Source organism: Streptomyces olindensis (assembly GCF_040645895.1).
In the GTDB taxonomy this organism is placed as follows: Bacteria; Actinomycetota; Actinomycetes; order Streptomycetales; family Streptomycetaceae; genus Streptomyces; species Streptomyces olindensis.
The window spans coordinates 36,207-54,727 of record NZ_JBEYZD010000061.1; the positions used below are offsets into that span (position 1 = coordinate 36,207).

General features: G+C 73.7%; 13 protein-coding genes and 2 pseudogenes. 9 read left to right on the forward strand and 6 right to left on the reverse strand.

Going from position 1 to position 18,521, the window contains the following annotated elements:
* Window positions 1-42 precede the first annotated feature (42 nt).
* The 3 genes from ABZ948_RS30810 to ABZ948_RS30820 all read left to right on the forward strand — a co-directional run bounded on the left by ABZ948_RS30810 (window position 43) and on the right by ABZ948_RS30820 (window position 3,255).
* Window positions 43-1,011: an acetylxylan esterase gene (locus ABZ948_RS30810; RefSeq protein ID WP_359765012.1), complete on the forward strand. Its 969-nt coding sequence runs from the start codon at window positions 43-45 to the stop codon at window positions 1,009-1,011.
* Between the two features lie 116 nt (window positions 1,012-1,127).
* Window positions 1,128-2,339: a serine hydrolase domain-containing protein gene (locus ABZ948_RS30815; protein ID WP_435857657.1), complete on the forward strand. Its 1,212-nt coding sequence runs from the start codon at window positions 1,128-1,130 to the stop codon at window positions 2,337-2,339.
* 130 nt (window positions 2,340-2,469) lie between these two features.
* Entirely contained in the window at window positions 2,470-3,255 is a 786-nt protein-coding gene (locus ABZ948_RS30820) for a GntR family transcriptional regulator (protein ID WP_359765014.1), read from the forward strand.
* On the opposite strand, the gene ABZ948_RS30825 is transcribed toward ABZ948_RS30820, so the two are convergent.
* Entirely contained in the window at window positions 3,191-4,150 is a 960-nt protein-coding gene (locus ABZ948_RS30825) for a helix-turn-helix domain-containing protein (protein ID WP_359765016.1), read from the reverse strand. The two genes, ABZ948_RS30820 and ABZ948_RS30825, sit on opposite strands and share 65 nt — an antisense overlap.
* 162 nt (window positions 4,151-4,312) lie before the next feature.
* On the opposite strand from ABZ948_RS30825, the gene ABZ948_RS30830 reads away from it, so the two are divergent.
* A complete protein-coding gene (locus ABZ948_RS30830) occupies window positions 4,313-5,146 on the forward strand; it encodes an alpha/beta hydrolase (protein WP_359765018.1) in 834 nt (277 codons plus the stop codon).
* A gap of 48 nt (window positions 5,147-5,194) precedes the next feature.
* Window positions 5,195-6,016 (forward strand): alpha/beta fold hydrolase, encoded by an 822-nt coding sequence (locus ABZ948_RS30835; RefSeq protein ID WP_359765020.1) that lies wholly within the window; start codon window positions 5,195-5,197, stop codon window positions 6,014-6,016.
* Here the strand turns inward: ABZ948_RS30835 and ABZ948_RS30840 are convergent, their stop codons facing one another.
* On the reverse strand, window positions 6,017-6,742 hold the full coding sequence (locus ABZ948_RS30840; protein ID WP_359765022.1) for a methyltransferase domain-containing protein: 726 nt from the start codon (window positions 6,740-6,742) through the stop codon (window positions 6,017-6,019).
* A gap of 328 nt (window positions 6,743-7,070) precedes the next feature.
* Between ABZ948_RS30840 and ABZ948_RS30845 the strand changes: the two genes are divergently transcribed.
* From ABZ948_RS30845 to ABZ948_RS30860, 4 genes and pseudogenes are all read left to right on the forward strand, one after another.
* Entirely contained in the window at window positions 7,071-7,898 is an 828-nt protein-coding gene (locus tag ABZ948_RS30845; protein ID WP_359765024.1) for a class I SAM-dependent methyltransferase, read from the forward strand.
* 276 nt (window positions 7,899-8,174) lie between these two features.
* Window positions 8,175-9,317: a transcription termination factor Rho gene (rho, locus tag ABZ948_RS30850; protein WP_359765026.1), complete on the forward strand. Its 1,143-nt coding sequence runs from the start codon at window positions 8,175-8,177 to the stop codon at window positions 9,315-9,317.
* Window positions 9,318-9,409: 92 nt separating this feature from the next.
* Window positions 9,410-13,267: a HEAT repeat domain-containing protein gene (locus ABZ948_RS30855; RefSeq protein WP_359765028.1), complete on the forward strand. Its 3,858-nt coding sequence runs from the start codon at window positions 9,410-9,412 to the stop codon at window positions 13,265-13,267.
* Window positions 13,268-13,367: 100 nt separating this feature from the next.
* Window positions 13,368-14,204 (forward strand): annotated as a pseudogene (locus tag ABZ948_RS30860) (D-alanyl-D-alanine carboxypeptidase family protein); the annotation flags it as partial.
* 59 nt (window positions 14,205-14,263) lie between these two features.
* On the opposite strand, the gene ABZ948_RS30865 reads toward ABZ948_RS30860, so the two are convergent.
* The 4 genes and pseudogenes from ABZ948_RS30865 to aspA all read right to left on the reverse strand — a co-directional run.
* Window positions 14,264-15,646, reverse strand: coding sequence for a glycosyltransferase 87 family protein (locus ABZ948_RS30865; protein WP_359765030.1), 1,383 nt, complete (start codon window positions 15,644-15,646; stop codon window positions 14,264-14,266).
* Window positions 15,643-17,037 carry a polyprenol phosphomannose-dependent alpha 1,6 mannosyltransferase MptB gene (gene mptB / locus ABZ948_RS30870; RefSeq protein WP_359765032.1) on the reverse strand — a complete coding sequence of 465 codons (1,395 nt, stop codon included), beginning with the start codon at window positions 17,035-17,037 and terminating at the stop codon, window positions 15,643-15,645. The genes ABZ948_RS30865 and mptB overlap by 4 nt, the downstream gene beginning before the upstream one ends.
* A gap of 181 nt (window positions 17,038-17,218) precedes the next feature.
* Window positions 17,219-18,142 carry a glutaminase gene (locus tag ABZ948_RS30875; protein ID WP_359765034.1) on the reverse strand — a complete coding sequence of 308 codons (924 nt, stop codon included), beginning with the start codon at window positions 18,140-18,142 and terminating at the stop codon, window positions 17,219-17,221.
* Window positions 18,143-18,185: 43 nt separating this feature from the next.
* Window positions 18,186-18,521, reverse strand: a pseudogene (gene aspA / locus ABZ948_RS30880) (aspartate ammonia-lyase); the annotation flags it as partial.

Sequence of the window (18,521 nt, forward strand, 5' to 3'; positions counted from 1 at the left end):
CGCACCGTCTTCGCAGCCGCTCCTCACCCAAGGTGGTCCTGCATGGCTCTGTTCGACCTTCCTCTCGACGAACTCCGCGAGTACCGCAGCGCGTCCGCGGAGCCCGAGGACTTCGACGCGTTCTGGTCCAAGACCCTCCAGGAGGCGCGCGAGCACGACCTGGACGTCCGCTTCGAACCGGTCGACACCGGCCTGTCGACCGTGCAGGTCCTCGACGTGACGTTCGCCGGGTTCGGCGGTCATCCGGTCAAGGGCTGGCTGACCCTGCCGGCCGGCGCGGAGGGCCCGCTGCCGCTGGTCGTGGAGTTCATCGGCTACGGCGGGGGGCGGGGTCTGCCGCACGAGCACCTGCTGTGGGCGTCCTCGGGCCGGGCGCACTTCGTGATGGACACTCGCGGGCAGGGCAGCGCCTGGGGCGCGGGCGGCGGCACGGCGGACCCGGTGGGCGGCGCGCCCGCCTTCCCCGGTTTCATGACGCGCGGGATCGACGCGCCGGAGCACTACTACTACCGCCGGGTGTTCACGGACGCGGTGCGGGCCGTGGAGGCGGCCCGCGCGCACCCGCTCACCGACCCGGCGCGCACGGTGGCCGTCGGTTCGAGCCAGGGCGGCGGCATCACGATCGCGGTCGGCGGCCTGGTCCCGGACCTCGCGGGCATCGCCCCGGACGTACCGTTCCTGTGCGACTTCCCGCGTGCGGCGACGATCACCGACCGCCACCCGTACCGTGAGATCGGCCTCTACCTCAAGACGCACCGCGGCCGCACCGACGACGCCCTGCGCACCCTGTCCTACTTCGACGGCGTCCACTTCGCCGCCCGCGGCCGCGCCCCTGCGCTCTTCTCGGCCGCCCTGGAGGACCAGACCTGCCCGCCTTCGACCGTCTTCGCGGCCTTCAACGCCTGGAGCCACGAGGACAAGGTGATCGAGGTGTACGACTTCAACGACCACGAGGGCGGCGGCCCCTTCCAGGAGGCGGCCAAGCTGCGCTGGATGCGCTCGTACATCTGATCCGGCCGTTCACCGCCGCCGGGCTTCCACCTTGGTCCGACCAGTCGGTACGTTCTTGGCGCCCGGGCCGCGAGACGGCGGCCCGGGCCGGAGACGACCGGCAAAGGGGTGGGGCCATGACCGAGCACGAGGTGTCCGAGCGTGGAGTATCCGAACGCGAGGCACCCGAGCGCGAGATGCGGGTGCACGGTCGCTGCGACGCGCGATTCGCGGCGGTGCGCGCGGCGTTCGAGGAGAACTTCCGGGAGCGGGGCGAACTGGGCGCGGCCGTGACCGTCATCGTCGGCGGCCGGACCGTGGTGGATCTGTGGGGCGGCTGGGCCGACGCGGCACGCACCCGGACGTGGGAGCGGGACACGCTGGTCAACGTGTGGTCCACGACCAAGGGCCCGGTGGCGCTGTGCGCGCACGTCCTCGCCGACCGGGGGCTGCTCGACCTCGACGCGCCGGTGGCCGTGTACTGGCCCGAGTTCGCCGCGGCGGGCAAGGAGAAGGTCCTCGTACGGCACCTGCTGTCCCACCGCGCCGGACTGGCCGGGCTGCGGGAGCCGCACTCCCTGGAGCAGCTGTGCGACTGGGAGTTGACCACGCAGCGGCTCGCGGCGACACCGCCCTGGTGGGAGCCGGGCACGCGCTCCGGATACCACGCGCTGACCTACGGCCATCTGGTCGGCGAGGTGGTCAGGCGCGTGTCGGGACTGCGGCCGGGGGCCTTCCTCGAGCGGGAGGTGACCGGGCCGCTCGGCATCGACTTCACCATCGGCCTGCCGGAGAAGGAGTACGGCCGGGCGGCCGAACTGGTCCAGCCCCCGGTCGTGACGACGAGTGAACAGGCCGCCGTCTTCGCGCAGTTGACGCCGGCGGCCATCGCCGCCGTGACCAACCCGGCGGTGTCGGCCGCCGGGGCCGTCACACCCGGCTGGCGGGCCGCCGAGATCCCCGCGGCGAACGGGCACGGCACCGCCCGCGCGGTCGCCGAGCTGTACGCCGTCTTCGCGGGGCGCGGCACGTACGGCGGTCACCGCGTCCTCTCCCCCGAGGCGGCCGAGCGGGTCCGCGAGGGGCAGGGCAGGTGCCTGGACCTGGTGCTCGGCGCCGGGCTCGCCGCCGAGACGGAGGCGGGGCTCGGACTCTGGCTCAGTGGGGCCAACGGCTCCTACGGACCCAACCCGCGCGCTTTCGGACACGACGGCTTCGGCGGCTCCTGCGGGCTGGCCGACCCGGAGGCGGAGGTGTCCCTGGGCTATGTGATGAACCGCATGGGGCCTCATATCGCGGACGACCCGCGGAAGATGGCGCTGGTGGACGCCCTGTACGCCGCGCTGTGAGGGCGGGCGCGGGCGGTCCGGTTTCGGCCGAACCGCCCGGCCGCCCTTCCCTGCTGGTTTAGACCAATGCTAGATCTGGTGGCGCACCGAGCCCGCACGGCTACCGCACGTCACCAACAGGAGGCGCGGCATGCCCCGCACCACCCCGCCCGACCACCCGCCGACCGAAGAGGAGCCCCTGTACCGACGGATCGCGTCGGAGCTGCTCGGCGAGCTGAGCGACGGCACCGTCCCGCCGGGTGAACGCCTGCCCGGGGAACGGCGGTTGGCCGGACACTTCGGAGTCAGCCGGGAGACCGTGCGGCAGGCCCTGGAGCTGCTGCGCCGCGACGGCCTCGTCGCCACCGACCGGCGCGGCAGCCACGCGACCCTGCCCGGCCCGCCCGTCGAGACCCCCGCCACGCTCACCTTCCCCGTCGGCGCCCGGGCCGCGACACCGGGCACCGTCTCCCGCGCCACCGTCTCCTGGGAACCGCCCGCCCCGGACCACGCGGCGGCACTGGGGCTGGCCCCGGGACGTCCGACGCTGGTTCACCGCTACCGGTACGCGACCGCCGACGGACGCGGGCTGCGGACCGCCGTGACGTCCTTCTCCGCCGTGGCGCTGGCCGAGGTGGAGGAGCTGGCCCGCTACCGTGACCGCGCCGACGGCACGGCGGCCGCGCACCTGCGGCGGGCCTACGACTGGATGCGCCGGGCCGGCCTGACCCTGCACCATCGCGACACCATCACCCGGCCCGCGAGCACGCCGTCGGTGCGGGTCACCCGCCGGGTGCACGACCAGTACGCGCGTCCGCTGGAGATCACCGACCTCGTCGTCGACGCCCGACAGGACGCGCTCGTCTACGAGTTCACTCTTCCGGGCCGGGCTGCGAGGCCCGCCACCGCCGGGGCGTCACGCCGTACGACGCCTTGAAGCGGCGCGTGAAGTGGCTCGGGTCGGTGAAACCCCAGGCGCGGGCGACCGACGCGACGGTCCGGGTGCGCCCGACCGGGGAGACCAGTCCGGCGCGGGCCCCCTCCAGCCGCTGCTCGATGATCCACTGCTCCAGGCTCAGCCCGGCCTGCGCGCACAGGCGGTACAGGGCGCGCACGGAGATGCTGTGGGCGTGCGCGATACGGGCGGGTGTGAGGTCCGGTTCCGTCAGATGGGCGCGCGCGTAGGCGAGGACCCGCTGGAGCAGCGACTCGGCCAGCGCGGGCCGGGCGTAGGCGTCCACACCGGCGGCCGAGGTGACCAGCGCCCGCACCAGCTCCACGGTGGCCGACCCGAGGGCGGCGGCGCCCGGGTCGCCGGCGAGGGTGTCGGCGTCGGACCGGAGGCGGGCGATGTGCGCGCGGACCAGGTCGTACAGCGGACTGGCCCGCAGCCGTTCGGCGCCCCGACGGACGATGTGCGGCGGCACGGCGAGGGCGTCGTACGGCACCTGGAGCGCCTGTGCGCCGCCACTGCCCGACCAGGCGAAGTCGTAGGGGATCGTCAGGTCGTTGAGCATCAGCTCGCCGGGGTCCACCAGTTCCTGCCGGCCCGACTGGCCGAACCGGCCCGTGGCGCGGACCTGGAGAGACAGGGAGACCATGGGCGCGCCTTCGAGACGCAGAAAGCGGGGGCTGCGGGTGACGGCCCAGCCGGACGAACTGCTGGTGAAAAGCGTCAGCTCGCCGAAGTGCCACCGGTCCATGCGGGCGAAGGCCCGCTCTCCGCCCTCCTCCATCCTGACCAGCGACGGCACGGACGCGGTGAGCAGAGCGGCCCGGAAGGCCTCCACCCGCTCGCCCACCGGTAATTCCCTCGTGTCCAGCAGGATCATCCCCAGTCCTCTCCACCCCGGCGGCACGGTGAGTCGAGGACCGGGCACCCAGGGCCGATCCGCCGACCGCGTCCGCTGCCAGTATCGGCCAGAGGTGAACGCCCTGTGCGCGTTTACAGGAGCGTTCGTGACCGACACCGACGTCCAGGGGGGAACGACCGCATGACCACGCATGACGAGGAGCTGATCGAGCGGGCCAACGCCGCCGACCGCACGCCCGTCGTCTTCGTCCACGGACTGTGGCTGCTGCCGAGCAGCTGGGACCGCTGGGCGGAACACTTCGAGCGGGCCGGGTACGCCCCGGTCTCGCTGTCCTGGCCCGACGACCCGGACACCGTCGAGGAGGCCAACCGGCACCCCGAGGTCCTCGCCGGCAAGACCGTCGGGCAGGTCGCCGACCACCTGGCGGCACTGATCGGCGGCCTCAAGCGCAGGCCGGCGATCATCGGTCACTCGTTCGGCGGACTGCTCACGCAGATTCTCGCCGGGCGGGGCCTGGCCGCCGCGTCGGTCGCGATCGACCCGGCGCCGTTCCGGGGCGTGCTGCCGCTGCCCGTGTCGTCGCTGCGCGCGGCGGCGCCGGTGCTCACCAACCCGGCGAACCGCAACCGTGCCGTGCCGCTCACGTTCGACCAGTTCCGGTACTCCTTCGCCAACGCGGTGAGCGACGAGGAGGCCCGGGAGCTGTACGAGACGTTCGCCGTGCCGGCGCCGGGCGCCCCGCTGTTCCAGGCGGCCACGGCGAACCTCAACCCGTGGACCGAGGCGAAGGTCGACACCGAGAACCCGGAGCGCGGTCCGCTGCTGATCATCTCGGGGGAGAAGGACCACACCGTGCCCTGGGCGCTGTCGAACGCCTCCTACAAGCGCCAGCGGCGCAATCCCGGGATCACGGAGATCATCGAGATCAAGGGCAGGGGCCACGCCCTGACCATCGACCACGGCTGGCAGGAGGTCGCGGACACCGCGCTGACGTTCGTACGGCGTTTCGTCTGATCGCCCGCCGGCATCCCCGCCGACGACACCCCCGCCGAGAGGAAGCTCATGAGTACGTTCACCACGTCCGACGGGACCGAGATCTACTACAAGGACTGGGGTGAAGGGCAGCCCGTGGTGTTCAGCCACGGCTGGCCCCTCAACGCGGACGCGTGGGACGTGCAGGCCCGCCTGGTCGCCGAGCACGGCTTCCGCGCGATCGCGCACGACCGCCGCGGGCACGGCCGCTCGGGCCAGCCGTGGCAGGGCAACCACATGGACCGGTACGCCGACGACCTGGCCGAGCTGATCGAGTCGCTGAACCTCGACGACGCGGTCCTGGTGGGCCATTCGACCGGCGGTGGCGAGGTGGCCCGCTACATCGGGCGGCACGGGACCGCGCGGGTCGCCAAGGCCGTGCTGCTCGGGGCGGTGCCGCCGCTGATGCTGCGCACGGAGGCCAACCCGGAGGGCACCCCGAAGGACGCCTTCGACGGTATCCGCGCGGCCGTGGCGGCGGACCGCTCCCAGTTCTACTGGGAGTTGAGCGAGAGCTTCTACGGCTTCAACCGGCCCGGGACCGCCGTCTCGGAGGGCGTGCGGCGCGCGTTCTGGATGTGGAGCATGCAGGCGGGCCTGAAGGGGGCCTACGACTGCGTCGCCCAGTTCTCGGAGACCGACTTCACCGAGGACCTGGGGCGGATCGACGTGCCGACGCTGGTGGCGCACGGCGACGACGACCAGATCGTGCCGATCGGCGCCTCGGCCCAGCGGACCGCCCAACTGGTGAAGGACGCGACGCTGAAGGTGTACCCGGGCGCCCCGCACGGGCTGGTGGGCGACTTCGAGAAGGCGTTCAACGACGACCTGCTGAACTTCCTGCGCGGCTGACTACTCCGGGAGCCGGGCGGCGACGAGACGGGCCCGGGGGCTGCCGTCCCGTCGCCGCCCGAACTCCGGCAGCGGGTACAGCTCGACCCGGAAACCGGTCTCCGCGAGCGCGCGCAGCACGTCCCCGAAGCGGACCGCGCGGTAGTACATGACGAACGGCGGGCGCCACAGGGCGTTGCGCACCCGCATCACCGTGTCGAAGCCGAGCAGCATGCAGTGACCGAGCGAGCCCGGGCGGGGCGGGGCGACCAGCGGGAAGGCGAAGCAGCCGCCCGGCCGCAGCACGGAGCGGACCTGCGCGAACAGCCCGGGCACCTCGCGCGGCAGGAAGTGCCCGAAGGCCCCGAAGCTCACCACCAGGTCGAAGGCGGGTGCGAAGGGCAGGGCGCGGGCGTCGGCGCGGACGTAGGAGACCGGCGGCCCCGCCGGCCCGACCCGCTGCCGGGCGACGTCGAGCATGCCCGCGCTGAAGTCGACGCCGGTGACCCGCTCCCGGCACACCCCGGCCAGCACGCCGATGCCCGCACCGGTGCCGCAGCACAGGTCGAGCCCGGCGTCGAAGGGCCCCATCCGCCGCAGCGCCGACCCGACGGCGTCGAGCACGGCGTCGGGCGTCCGGAAGGGCGTGTGGTCGAACTTCGGCGCGAGGAGGTCGTAGCCGCGTTCGACGGACGACAGCGCCTGGACGGCGAGCTCGCGCAGACTGGGGCCTTCGGGGCTGAACATCGGCTCAGCCTAGGGGGTGTCCGCACAGTCGCGTCGTCCGCCCGGAGGGCGGGCCCTGCGGCGTCATGGGGGTCCCCCCTGCTCGAGCGAAGCCGAGAGCTTGGGGGAGCGTGCTCTCGGCGTGCCCGGCGGACGCCCGCGTACTGGTTGTACTCAGGTGTTCGCCCGGTGCAGCGAGTGGGGGTACCCCCTGCTCGAAGAGCTTGGGGGAACGTGCCGGGCGTCGCGGGGCAGGCGGGACTTTGCGGACACCCCCTAGGGGAAAGGGCGAGGGTCGTTTCCCGCGTTCTCCCGCCGTGCCCGGCCCGTTCGCGGTTGGATGTCCCCCATGACGTCCGTCGAGCACGACCGGCTGATGCGGGCCAACCAGGCCAACTGGGACGCCCGTACGCCCGTCCACCTCGCCAGCCGGTTCTACGGTCTCGACCAGGACCTGGACCCGGAGCGCTGGTTCGCGCCCTTCGAGTGGGAGGACCTCGGCGAGCTGGCCGGCCGTGACGTGCTGCACCTGCAGTGCCATCTCGGCACGGAGACGATCGCCTTCGCCCGGCGCGGCGCCCGGGCCGTCGGCCTCGACTTCTCCGAGGCGTCCGTGGCCGCCGCGCACGGTATCGCGGCGCGGGCCGGCGCCGACGTGAGGTACGTCCGGGCGAACGTGTACGACGCCGTGGAGGCCCTGGACGGGCGCCGGTTCGACGTCGTGTACACCGGCAAGGGCGCGCTGTGCTACCTGCCCGACCTGGACCGGTGGGCGGAGACCGTCGGGCGACTCCTGCGGCCGGGCGGCCGGCTGTACGTCGTCGAGTTCCACCCCCTGCTCAACTCCCTGGGTCCGAAACCCGCTCCGGGCGAGGGACCCGAACTGCTGCTGCGCCACGACTACCTGGGCGGCGGCGGTCCGGTGCACCGGGACGCGACCCACACCTACACCGACGGCCCGGCCGTCGAGGGCGCCACGGACAGTTACGAGTGGATGCACGGAATAGGAGAGGTCGTCAACGCGTTGACCGGAGCGGGACTGACCGTGCGGCGACTGCGCGAGACCGACGAACTTCCCTGGCCGCGCTGGCCCCGGATGGTCCGCACGGAGTCCGGCTGGTGGCGGCTGACCGAGCCGCGGATCCCCCTGCTGTACGGGCTCCTGGCCACGCGCTGATCCTCGTTCCCCTCGCCCGGCGCCCCGTCGGGTGATAGCCTGCGAACAGCACTCGTGCACGCCCCTCTCTTCGGGCGCCGGTGCGATTTGTGCGATTCTGCGTTTCACTCTCTCCTTTCCAGCATCCTGACGGGCTCTGTCGTAGCCGAGGTGCTGTTCCGTAGCCGCGGTGCTGTTCCCCGCCGCCGGAGGCGTGCCCCAGGCCCCTCCCCTCGCGGCTCTCTCCCCTTCCCTTCGCATGTCCCCTGCCTGCCGTCCGTGAAAGGACACACCATCATGACCACCACACTCGACACCCCACCCGCCCAGCAGCACACCGAGCCCCGGACCGCCCTCGGCGTCCTCGACATCGACCCGAGCGGGAAGGGGCACCTGCGCGCCGAGAACGGTCTGCCCACGCCCGCCGACCCGGTCGTCTCCCCCGCCCTGATCCGCCGCCACGGCCTGCGCAAGGGCGACCTCGTCGAGGGGCCCCTCGGCGACCGGCGCGGCCTCACCGACGTCGCACGGGTCGACGGCCGCACGCCCGCCGACCTGCGCGGCCGCCGGCACTTCCGGGACCTGACACCCCTGCATCCGCACGAGCGGCTGCGCCTGGAGCACCCGGCCGCCGGACTCGCCGGGCGGGTCGTCGACCTGATCGCGCCGGTCGGCAAGGGCCAGCGCGGGCTCCTCGTGGCCCCGCCCAAGACCGGCAAGACCGTCCTCCTCCAGCAGCTCGCGGCGGCCGTCACCGGCAACCACCCCGAGTGCCGGCTGATGATGCTGCTGCTCGACGAGCGGCCCGAGGAAGTCACCGACATGCTGCGCTGTGTGCGGGGCGAGGTGTACGCCTCGACGTTCGACCGCAGCGCCAAGCAGCACATCGCGCTCGCCGAGCTCGTGATCGAGCGGGCCAAGCGGCGCGTCGAGGCCGGCGAGGACGTCGTCCTGCTCCTCGACTCGCTGACCCGGCTGTGCCGGGCGCACAACAACGCGGCCGGTTCCGGTGGCCGCATCCTCACCGGCGGCGTCGACGCGTCCGCGCTGGCCGGCCCCAAGCGGTTCTTCGGCGCCGCCCGGTCGGCCGAGGAGGGCGGTTCCCTCACCATCCTCGCCACCGCCCTGGTGGAGACCGGCTCCCGGGCCGACGACTTCTACTTCGAGGAGTTGAAGAGCACCGGCAACATGGAACTCCGCCTCAGCCGCGACGCGGCCTCCCACCGCCTGTTCCCCGCTGTCGACATCACTCCCTCCGGCACCCGCCGCGAGGAACTCCTGCTGGCCCGCCCCGAGTTGGCCGCCATGCACGGTCTGCGGCGGGTGCTGCAGGGCCGGGACGGGCAGGGCGGCCTGGAGACCCTCCTGGAACGGCTGCGCGCGACACCGGACAACGCGACGTTCCTGCGGCGCATCCAGCCGACCCTGCCGTCGGCCTGACGGACGCACCCCAACCGTCCGAGTGGGGACCGCGGTCGGCGGACGGCCGCTAGGTTGTGGCCCTGAACGCTCGGCACTCGGGGGAGGCGACCATGGTCGGCATCGGCAGCGGAAGGGCACGGGGCGCCGACCGGGAGGACGGCCGGACGCCTCCCCCGGCGTCCGTGGAGGCGAGCGCGGAACGGGCGGTCGCGGTCGGCGGGAACGCGCGGACCGTCGTCTCCGGCGACGGCAACACCATCGTCGAAAAGCAGTACGTCCAGCAGATCCAGTCCTCCGCTCCCTCCGCGCCCTCCGCGCCCTCCGAGGAGGAGATCGCCGCGGCGGTGGACCGGTACGCGCGGCGGATCGCCCAGGTCTACGGGCGGCTGGACCTGGAGGTCCTCACGCCGCTGCCGGAGGAGCATCCCGCCGTGGAACTGCGCGAGGTCTTCGTCGCACCGGCCGTCCGCGCCGACCCGCCGCCCGTCGAACTGCCCCGGGAACTGCTCAGACGGCTCGTGGAGTCCGGGGAGCTGCCCGACCGGGACGCGCTGCCGCCGGGCGTGGACGGCGCGTCCTTCGCGGCACTGCGGGAGTCCTATCTGCGCCGCCCCGCGCAGGACGTCCTGGACGTGCTGGCCGCGCCGTCGAACCGGCTGCTGGTGATCCTCGGGGACCCCGGCGCCGGCAAGTCCACCCTCGTCCGCTACCTCGCCCTGGCGCTGGCCCACGCCACGGCACAGGGGCCGCCCGCGGCGCTGGCCGGCCGGGTGCCGCTGGTGGTGGAGTTGCGCCACTACGCCGACGAACAGTGGCGGCACAGCAGCTTCGAGGACTTTCTCAACCACTTGTACGACGACTTCGCCCAGTCCGTGCCGCCGCCGGTGCTGGAGGAGCTGCTCGCGCACGGGCGGGCCCTGGTCGTCTTCGACGGGCTCGACGAACTCTTCGACCGTAAGGTCCGCGCCCGGACCGCCCAGCGCATCGCCGCGTTCGCCGCCCGCCGGCCGTCCGCGCGGATCGTGGTGACCTCACGGGCCGTCGGCCACCAGCGCACCGTCCTGGACGCGGCGGGCTTCTCCCACTACATGCTCCAGGACCTGGACGAGGACCGGATCGGGACGTTCGTCCGCCGCTGGTACCGCGTCTCCTGCCCGAACGACCCGGTCCAGGCCGGCCGACTCGTCGAACGGCTCACCACGGCCGTGCAGGACTCGCGTCCCCTGCGGGAGATGGCGGGCAACCCGCTCCTGCTGACGGTCCTGGCCCTCATCGGCCGCCGCCAGACCCTGCCGCACAACCGGCGCAGTGTGTACGAACACGCGGTCACGGTGCTGGTGTCGCACTGGGACCAGGCGGCGAAACTGCTCAAAGCCCCGCTGGACCCACCGGTCGCCGAGGCCCTCGACGTCCTCGGGCCGGACGAACGTCTGGAACTGCTGCGCCTGCTGGCCCGCGCGATGCAGGAAGGCCACAGCGGCATCGCGGGCAACCACATCCACCGCCCGGACCTCGAGCGCGTCTTCCGCGACTACCTCCAGCAGTACGAGCTGCCCCCGGTGCACGCCGCGGCGGCGGCCCGCGCCATGGTCGAGCAACTGCACGAACGCAACTTCATCCTGTCCCGTTACGGCAGCGACGTGTACGGATTCGTGCACCGCGCCTTCCTGGAGTACCTGGCGGCCGCCGACATCGCCCACCGGTACAAGGAGGACCGGGAGTGGACGCCGGAGGAACTGGTCGAGCAGGTCGTCGCGCGGCGCGCGGAGGACCCCGCCTGGCACGAGGTGCTGCTCCTGCTCGCCGGCCAGGTCGGCACGGCGACGGTGGGCGCGGCCGTCGACCGGCTGCTGGACCTGCACGCCGCGGCCGCCGCCGACGACGCGTCCCATGTGGCCCTGGCCCTGCGGATGCTGGCCGAGACCGGGAAACTGCGCGAGCTGTCCTCGCGGAGCGCGGCGGTCGTCGACGCGGCGACCCGGGCCCTGGACGTGCGCGGGCGGAAGGGGCCGTGGCTGCTGGAGGAGGCGATGCCGGCACTGGCTTCGTTCAGTCCGCACTGGACCGGGCACCGGCGCTTCCTCGACTGGTTCCGGATCAGCGGGCAGTTCTCCCCCAGCGAGGAACCCACCCTCGTCCTCTGCTCGCTCCGCCTCGGCGACGACGAGCTCGCGGCACTGGCGCGCCGCAGCTACTACGGCATCGACCGGCTCCGCTTCCTCTACACCTGGGCCGAGCGCAGCCCGGACGACACGGTGATGTGCGACCTCTTGCGGCACATGGCGGAGCACGAGACCGAGGGCCATCTGCGTTCCACCGCGCTGGAAGTGCTGGCGGAGACGCGGCCGGACAGCGAGGAGGTCCGCTCCTTCGTGGCGGCGCGCGCCGTCGAAGACCCCGACGACCGCACGCGCGTCGAAGCTCTCGCCGTCCTGATGGGGCTGGGCCCCGACGACACCGGTGCGCTCGCCGCGGCCGAGAGGGCAGCGGCCGGTCACCCGGACGTCTCCTGCCGCGTCCGTCTCCTGCGCGTCCTGGGGATGTGGTCGGACGAGCACGACGACATCCGCCGTTTCGTGATGACCCGGGCGGTCGACGACCCCGACCCGCACGTCCGTCGCATGACGCTGCGCGTCCTCGGCGAGTACGGCTCCCCGCACGAGGACGTCCTCGGCCTGCTCCGTGCCCGTGCGGTCGACGCCCCGGACGGTGGTGAGCGCGGAACGGCCATGCGGTTGCTCGGCGACCACCTCTCCGGCGACGAGCACGTGCGCGACCTTCTCCTGGAGCGGTTCGCCGACATCCGCCGGCCGGGCGACCGCGTCGACGCGCTGCGGGTGCTCGGCGACCGGTGGCCCGGCGACGAGCAGGTGCGGCGGGCGGTCGCCCGGGCCTCGGCGGACCCGGACGCGGACATCCGGATGGCCGCTCTCGACGTGTTCGGCGGGCACCTGCCCTGGCAGGAGGACGTCCAGGAGATCGTGTTGCGTCTGGCCGCCGAGGACCCCGAGAACCGGGTCCGCTGGGCTGCCATCAGGTTGATCGGCCGGGACCGCTTCGACCACGACGGCGGACGCGAGGTCCTGATGACCGCGTCCCGTCACCCCGACCGGGGCGTTCGGGACGACGCCGTGTTCCAGCTGGCCCAGCACTGGCCCGACCATCCGGAGGTCCGGGATGTGCTGCTGGACGTCGCCGACGACGTGTCGGCGCTGACGCTCTCCATGGTGCTGGAGGGGCTCATCGCCCACTGGTCCGACCGCGACGACGTCCACGCTCTCCTGGTACGCGCCCCGGACATCCACGAGGACGCGGAGCGGGGCCTGCTGCTGAGCCTGCTCATGGACCACTGGCCGGACCGGAGCGACATACGTGCCACCGTCGTACGTCATGCCGCGCGTTCCGAGGACCGGGACGGAAGTCGCGTCTACGCCCTCAGGACACTCGCCAGACGGTGGTTCGACCGCGACGACGTCCATGACGTCGTGGTCGGCGCCGCCACGGACCTGTCCGACCCGCACGCCTCCCAGGCCGTGCTGGACGAACTGCGCAGGCACTGGGCGCGGCGCGAGGACGTCCGGGAGCTGCTCGTCCAGGCCGCCCGCCACCACGGGTACGCCGACACCCGGTTGGACGCGGTCAGGACACTCGGTCTGCGCTGGGCCCACCACCCGGACGTCCGGGCCCTGTTCCTGCGACTGGCCGCGGACGACGCGGACGCCGACGTCAGGATCCACGCGCTGCGACGATGGGCGCCCACCGCCGGCGACGAGGCGTGCCCGGTGGCGGCCGCCCGTGCCGTCGCGGACCCCGATACCGTGGTGCGCCGGAAGATCCTGCACATGCTCGCCCTGGCCTGGCCGTCCCGCGCGGAGACGACCGCCGCCCTGGAGGACCGCGCCGAGCGCGACGGTGACGAGGAGACGCGCGGGGCGGCGCGGGAGCTGCTGCGGCAGTTGGCCGTCTGACACGCCGTCGGGGCGCGGTCCGTGCGGCATCCGGGTGCTCGCGTGTCGTCTCCGGCCCGGTCGTCGCCGTACGGAGCACAACGGTTTCTACGTTGATCATATGATCATTGGATTCTCTTCCCGGGCTGTCGTGTCAGCCGGTGCGCTCTGCGCGGCGGGGCTCCTGGCCCTGGTGCCCGCCGCTGCGGCCGACCCCGGCGGGGCGGAGCCCAGTGCCCCGGCCGGGCCCAGGGCGGCGGCCCCTCACCCCTCGCTGCTGCACCGCCCCGGCGTCCAGGTCCGGCCGCGTGCCGGGGCGGCCCGTGTCCCGGCGGTCTCCGCCCTGTCCTGGCTGGTGGCCGACGCCCGTACCGGCGAGGTGCTCGCCGCCCGCGACGCGCACCGCAGGCTGCCCCCGGCCAGCACCCTGAAGACCCTGTTCGCGCTCACGGTGCTGCCGTCGCTGCCGGCGGGCATCCGGCACACGGTCCGCGCGGAGGAACTCCGGGGCATCGGTGCGGGCAGCAGCATGGTGGGGGTCGCCGAGGGCCGCACGTACCGGGTCGCCGACCTGTGGCGCGGTGTCTTCCTCAACTCGGGCAACGACGCCGTGCGCGTCCTGGCCGGGCTCAACGGCGGCTGGCGGGCCACCGCCGAGCGGATGCAGGCCAAGGCCCGGTCCCTGGGCGCCCTCGACACCCGGGTGGTGTCGCCGGACGGCTACGACGCCCCGGGCCAGGTGTCGTCGGCATTCGACCTGGCCGTGTTCGGCGCCGTGGGGCTGCGCAATCCCGACTTCGCGCGGTACTGCGCCACGGTGGAGGCCAGGTTCCCGGGCGGCGGCGGGTGGTCGTACCCGATCCGCAACACCAACCGGCTGCTGAGCGGTGCCCGGGGCGTGGAGCCGTACCGGGGGCTGATCGGCATCAAGAACGGCTACACCAGCAAGGCGGGCAGCACGCTCGTCGCGGCGGCGCGCCGGGACGGGCGCACCCTGGTCGTCACGGTGATGAACCCTCAGGAGGGCGGCGGCTCGGCCGTGTACGAGGAGGCGCGCTCGCTGCTCGACTGGGGGTTCGGGTCGGCCGGGCGGGTCGACGCGGTGGGCTCGCTCGCGGCCCACGCTCCGCAGCGGCCGGAGACGACGACACCGCCCGCGGTCGCCGCGGCCGTCCCCGAGGAGTCCGGGTCCCTCTGGACGGACGCGGGGCTGATCGCGGGTGCGGCCGGGCTGGGCGCGGCGGTGGTGGTGCTGGTGCTGCGGCTTCCGGTCCGCAGGCCCGGGCGGAGCTGACCGGCCGGCAGCCACAGCAGCAGGCCCAGGGTGATCCAGGTGTACGTGTTGCTGCCCAGGAACCCGTCGACGCCGGACGCGTCGTCGAACCACAGCCACACCACGCTGGTGCACAGCACGGCGTACAGGGCCCCCGCGATCCGGAGGTGCCCCGTGCGGAGCAGGACCGCGAACGACGGCAGCAGCCACACCAGATGGTGCACCCAGGTGATCGGGCTGACGAGGCAGGCGGCGAGCCCGGTCAGGGCGAACGCGGCCGTCCAGTCCCCCGCGACGGCCGCCCGGCGGGTTCGCACGGCCCACACCCCGAGGATCAGCAGGACCGCCGTCGCCCACACGGCCCGGTCGGGTTCGCCGAGCCGGGCCAGGATGCCCTGCACCGACTGGTTCGAGACGTAGCCGAGGCGTCCCACACGGTCGGTGTCCCACAGCGCCTCGGTCCAGTAGAAGCGTGAGGCGTCGGGGTCCACCCGGGCGGCGAGGGCCGTGGCCCCGAGGGCGACGGCCGTGGCGGTCGCCGCCGCGCGCCGGCGTCCGGCCACCAGCAGCAGTCCGATGAACAGCGCCGGAGTGAGCTTGATCGCGGCTGCGAGCCCGATGCCGACGCCGGCCAGGCGTCCGCGTCCGGTCGCGAGCAGCGTCGCGTCGGTGAGGACGAGGGCCAGGAGCAGCAGGTTCACCTGGCCGAAGCTGAAGGTGTCGCGCAGCGGCTCGAACAGGGCGAGCAGGCAGACGGTCAGGGCCCAGCCGTACCAGCCGAGGCGCCGCCCGTCCGGCCCGGCGAGCAGGCGCAGGATCACGGCCAGGGCCGCCAGGTTGAGCAGCAGGGCGGCGACGATCGCGGTCCGCAGGTCCAGCAGGGCCATCGGCAGCATGGCGACCGCGGCGAACGGCGGGTAGGTGAAGCCGTACGTCGTGCCCGGCACCCGGTAGTCGTAGATGCGGCCGCCGTGGTGGACCCAGGCGTCGATGCTGCCGTAGTAGACGCGCAGGTCGAACCAGCCGCGCAGCAGGGGCACGGTGGCGGTGAAGACGGTCACCGCCGTGGCAAGGCCGAGCACCAGCAGCAGCCGCCCCCGGTCGGTGCGCGGCAGGGCCGGGGTCATGCGGCGCGTCCCAGGGCCGGGGCGAGTTCGGCCTGGTGGGCCTGCCACAGCACGACGACCGCGAGTGCGCCGCCGGAGACGGCCAGCACGAGTTGGCCGGTGTCCGCCGGCCCGCCGCTGGGCAGGACGCACAGCGCGAGCACGCCGGTCACGGCCGCCGTGCGGTGGCGTACGGAGGTGCTGGGCGCGGCGGCGGCGATGAGGAACAGGCCCCACAGGGCGTACCAGGGGCGGATCGCCGGGCCGAGCGCGGCCACCGCCGCGAGGCTGAGGCCCAGGGCGTACACCGGTCGCGGGCGCAGCCGCAGCCAGATCAGCGCGATCGTGACCACGGCCGCGGCGATGCCCAGTGCGTGCCAGGCGGGGACCGCCAGCGGCGCGAGATCGCTGCCGAGGTGTTCCAGCAGGGCACCGGTAGCGCGGCCGAGCAGGGTGGTCAGGGCCCAGTTCTGGGGTGACACGGGGGTGTTGAGGGCGCCTATCCAGCCGTAGCCGGTGCCGGCCGCGGCCGTGGCGGCGACGGTCGTCCCGGCGGCCGCGACGGTGGTGGTCAGGAGGGCCTTCGCCGGGCTGCGGCCCGCGCGGACCTGGAGGACGACGACGGCGGCCAGCCCGAGCACCGCGGGCGCCTTGACCAGGGCGGCCAGCGTGACGAGGACGGCGCCGAGGACCGGCCACCGGCCGAGCGCCGCCACCAGGCCGGCACCCAGCAGGCCCAGCATGACGGCGTCGTTGTGGGCGCCCGCGACCAGGTGCAGCAGGACGAGCGGGTTGAGGGCGCCCAGCCACAGCGCGGCGGACGGGTCGGCGCCGCTGTGCCGGGCCAGGCGGGGCAGCGCGGCCGCCATCAGGCCGACGCCGGCGAGCGCGACGAGCCGCATCCCGAACAGCCCCGCGGGCAGGTCACCACGGGTCAGCCCGGACAGGGCCGCCGCGACGGCGAGGAACACCGGGCCGTACGGGGCTCCGGTGTGCCGCCAGAGCGGGGCGACCTCGTCGGCGAGCGGGCCGCCGAGCCGGGACGGCCCGTGCGCGTACACGTCCATGTGCGCCTCGACCATGGCCCCTTGGGCGAGGTAGCTGTAGACGTCCCGGCTGAACAGCGGCGGGGCCAGCAGCAGCGGCGCGGCCCAGACGGCGAGGACGAGCAGCAGGGCGCGGGGGGCGGGCGGCCTCGGGCCGCGCACCAGCCGGCCGAGCAGCGCCCAGGCCGCGATCAGCAGGACGACGCCGAAGTACACGCCGACCAGGCCGAGGGCGGCGCGAGCGGAGGCCGGGTGGAGGAGGTCCCGTACGGGGAGTGCTCCGGCCGTCTCACCGCCCAGGGCGAGGCAGGCGGTGCCGGCCAGACCGAGTATCTGGCAGCGGCGGAGATCGACGGGGAAAGCCATGGCCAACACTCGGGCAGCGTGTCAACGCGGAGTGGCGGGGAGTTGACGCGGTGCCCTCCGGGGGGCAGCCGGGGTGTGACCGGCCGGTGATCAGGCTGCCTCCCGTCTGCCGGGTGCGGCGGTACGGAGGCTGCGGGCCCGCTGTGGCCGGTCGCGCAGTTCCCCGCGCCCCTTGGGGCGTTCAGAACACCGACAGGCCCGTCAGCGTCGTGAAGCGGTCGAGCGCCGCCACTCCCGCCACCGAGTTGCCCCGCTCGTCCAGACCCGGGCTCCACACGCAGAGGGTGCAGCGGCCCGGGACGACCGCGATGATGCCGCCGCCCACGCCGCTCTTGCCGGGCAGGCCCACGCGGTAGGCGAAGTCGCCCGCGGCGTCGTACGTGCCGCAGGTCAGCATGATCGCGTTGACCTGCTTGGCCTGGCTGCGGGTGAGCAGGCGGGTGCCGTCGGCGCGGATGCCGTGCCGGGCGAGGAAGGTCGTGGCGAGGGCGAGGTCGGCGCAGGACGCCGTGACCGAGCACTGGCGGAAGTACTGGTCGAGCAGGACCGGCACCGGGTTGTCGATGTTGCCGTACGACGCCATGAAGTGGCCGAGCGCGGCGTTCCGGTCGCCGTGGGCGGTCTCCGAGGCGGCGACCTCCTGGTCGAAGGTCAGCTCCGGATTGCCGCTCTCCGCGCGCAGGAAGCCCAGCAGTTCCCCCGACGCGTCGCCGGTGCGGGTGTGCAGCCGGTCGGTGACGACGAGGGCGCCCGCGTTGATGAACGGGTTGCGCGGGATGCCGTTCTCGTACTCCAGTTGGACCAGGGAGTTGAAGGGGTTGCCGGAGGGCTCGCGGCCCACGTGCTCCCACAGGGCGTCGCCCTCGCGGGCGAGGTCCAGGGCGAGGGTGAAGACCTTCGTGATGGACTGGGTGGAGAACGGCTGCCGCCAGTCCCCCACCCCGTACACGGTGCCGTCGAGTTCGGCGACGGCCATGCCGAAGCTGCGCGGGTCACGGGCCGCGAGCGCCGGGATGTAGTCGGCGGGCCGGCCCCGGCCGGGCGTCCGCTCGATCTCCTCCGCGATGCGCTCCAGGACCGGCTGGAAGGTCGTCGACGGCGTCATGATCTCGATTGTCCCTCCGTGCCGGTCCCGGTGCCCGCGCAGGTCAGGCCGCCGGAGCCGGGCCGCTGCCCGCCAGGACCTCCGGGCGCAGGAGGCCGGCGAGGGTCTCGGCGGGGAGCAGGCCCTTCTCCAGGACGAGTTCGGCAACCCCTCGGCCGGTGGCGAGGGCTTCCTTGGCGATGTCGGTGGCGGCCGTGTAGCCGATGTGCGGGTTCAGAGCGGTGACCAGGCCGATGGAGTTCTCGACCGTCGCCCGCAGGGCCTCGGTGTTGGCGGTGATGCCGGACACGCAGCGCTCGGCGAGCGTCAGACAGGCGGCGCGCAGGTGCGTGATCGACTCCGACAGGGAGTGCAGGATGATCGGCTCGAACGCGTTGAG

What these genes read in the sequence shown, in the direction of transcription:
- ABZ948_RS30810 (WP_359765012.1), top strand. Translation starts at nt 43, where the DNA reads ATGGCTCTGTTCGACCTTCCTCTCGACGAACTCCGCGAGTACCGCAGC.
- ABZ948_RS30815 (WP_435857657.1), top strand. Translation starts at nt 1,128, where the DNA reads ATGACCGAGCACGAGGTGTCCGAGCGTGGAGTATCCGAACGCGAGGCA.
- ABZ948_RS30820 (WP_359765014.1), top strand. Translation starts at nt 2,470, where the DNA reads ATGCCCCGCACCACCCCGCCCGACCACCCGCCGACCGAAGAGGAGCCC.
- ABZ948_RS30825 (WP_359765016.1), bottom strand. Translation starts at nt 4,150, where the DNA reads ATGATCCTGCTGGACACGAGGGAATTACCGGTGGGCGAGCGGGTGGAG.
- ABZ948_RS30830 (WP_359765018.1), top strand. Translation starts at nt 4,313, where the DNA reads ATGACCACGCATGACGAGGAGCTGATCGAGCGGGCCAACGCCGCCGAC.
- ABZ948_RS30835 (WP_359765020.1), top strand. Translation starts at nt 5,195, where the DNA reads ATGAGTACGTTCACCACGTCCGACGGGACCGAGATCTACTACAAGGAC.
- ABZ948_RS30840 (WP_359765022.1), bottom strand. Translation starts at nt 6,742, where the DNA reads ATGTTCAGCCCCGAAGGCCCCAGTCTGCGCGAGCTCGCCGTCCAGGCG.
- ABZ948_RS30845 (WP_359765024.1), top strand. Translation starts at nt 7,071, where the DNA reads ATGACGTCCGTCGAGCACGACCGGCTGATGCGGGCCAACCAGGCCAAC.
- rho (WP_359765026.1), top strand. Translation starts at nt 8,175, where the DNA reads ATGACCACCACACTCGACACCCCACCCGCCCAGCAGCACACCGAGCCC.
- ABZ948_RS30855 (WP_359765028.1), top strand. Translation starts at nt 9,410, where the DNA reads ATGGTCGGCATCGGCAGCGGAAGGGCACGGGGCGCCGACCGGGAGGAC.
- ABZ948_RS30865 (WP_359765030.1), bottom strand. Translation starts at nt 15,646, where the DNA reads ATGACCCCGGCCCTGCCGCGCACCGACCGGGGGCGGCTGCTGCTGGTG.
- mptB (WP_359765032.1), bottom strand. Translation starts at nt 17,037, where the DNA reads ATGGCTTTCCCCGTCGATCTCCGCCGCTGCCAGATACTCGGTCTGGCC.
- ABZ948_RS30875 (WP_359765034.1), bottom strand. Translation starts at nt 18,142, where the DNA reads ATGACGCCGTCGACGACCTTCCAGCCGGTCCTGGAGCGCATCGCGGAG.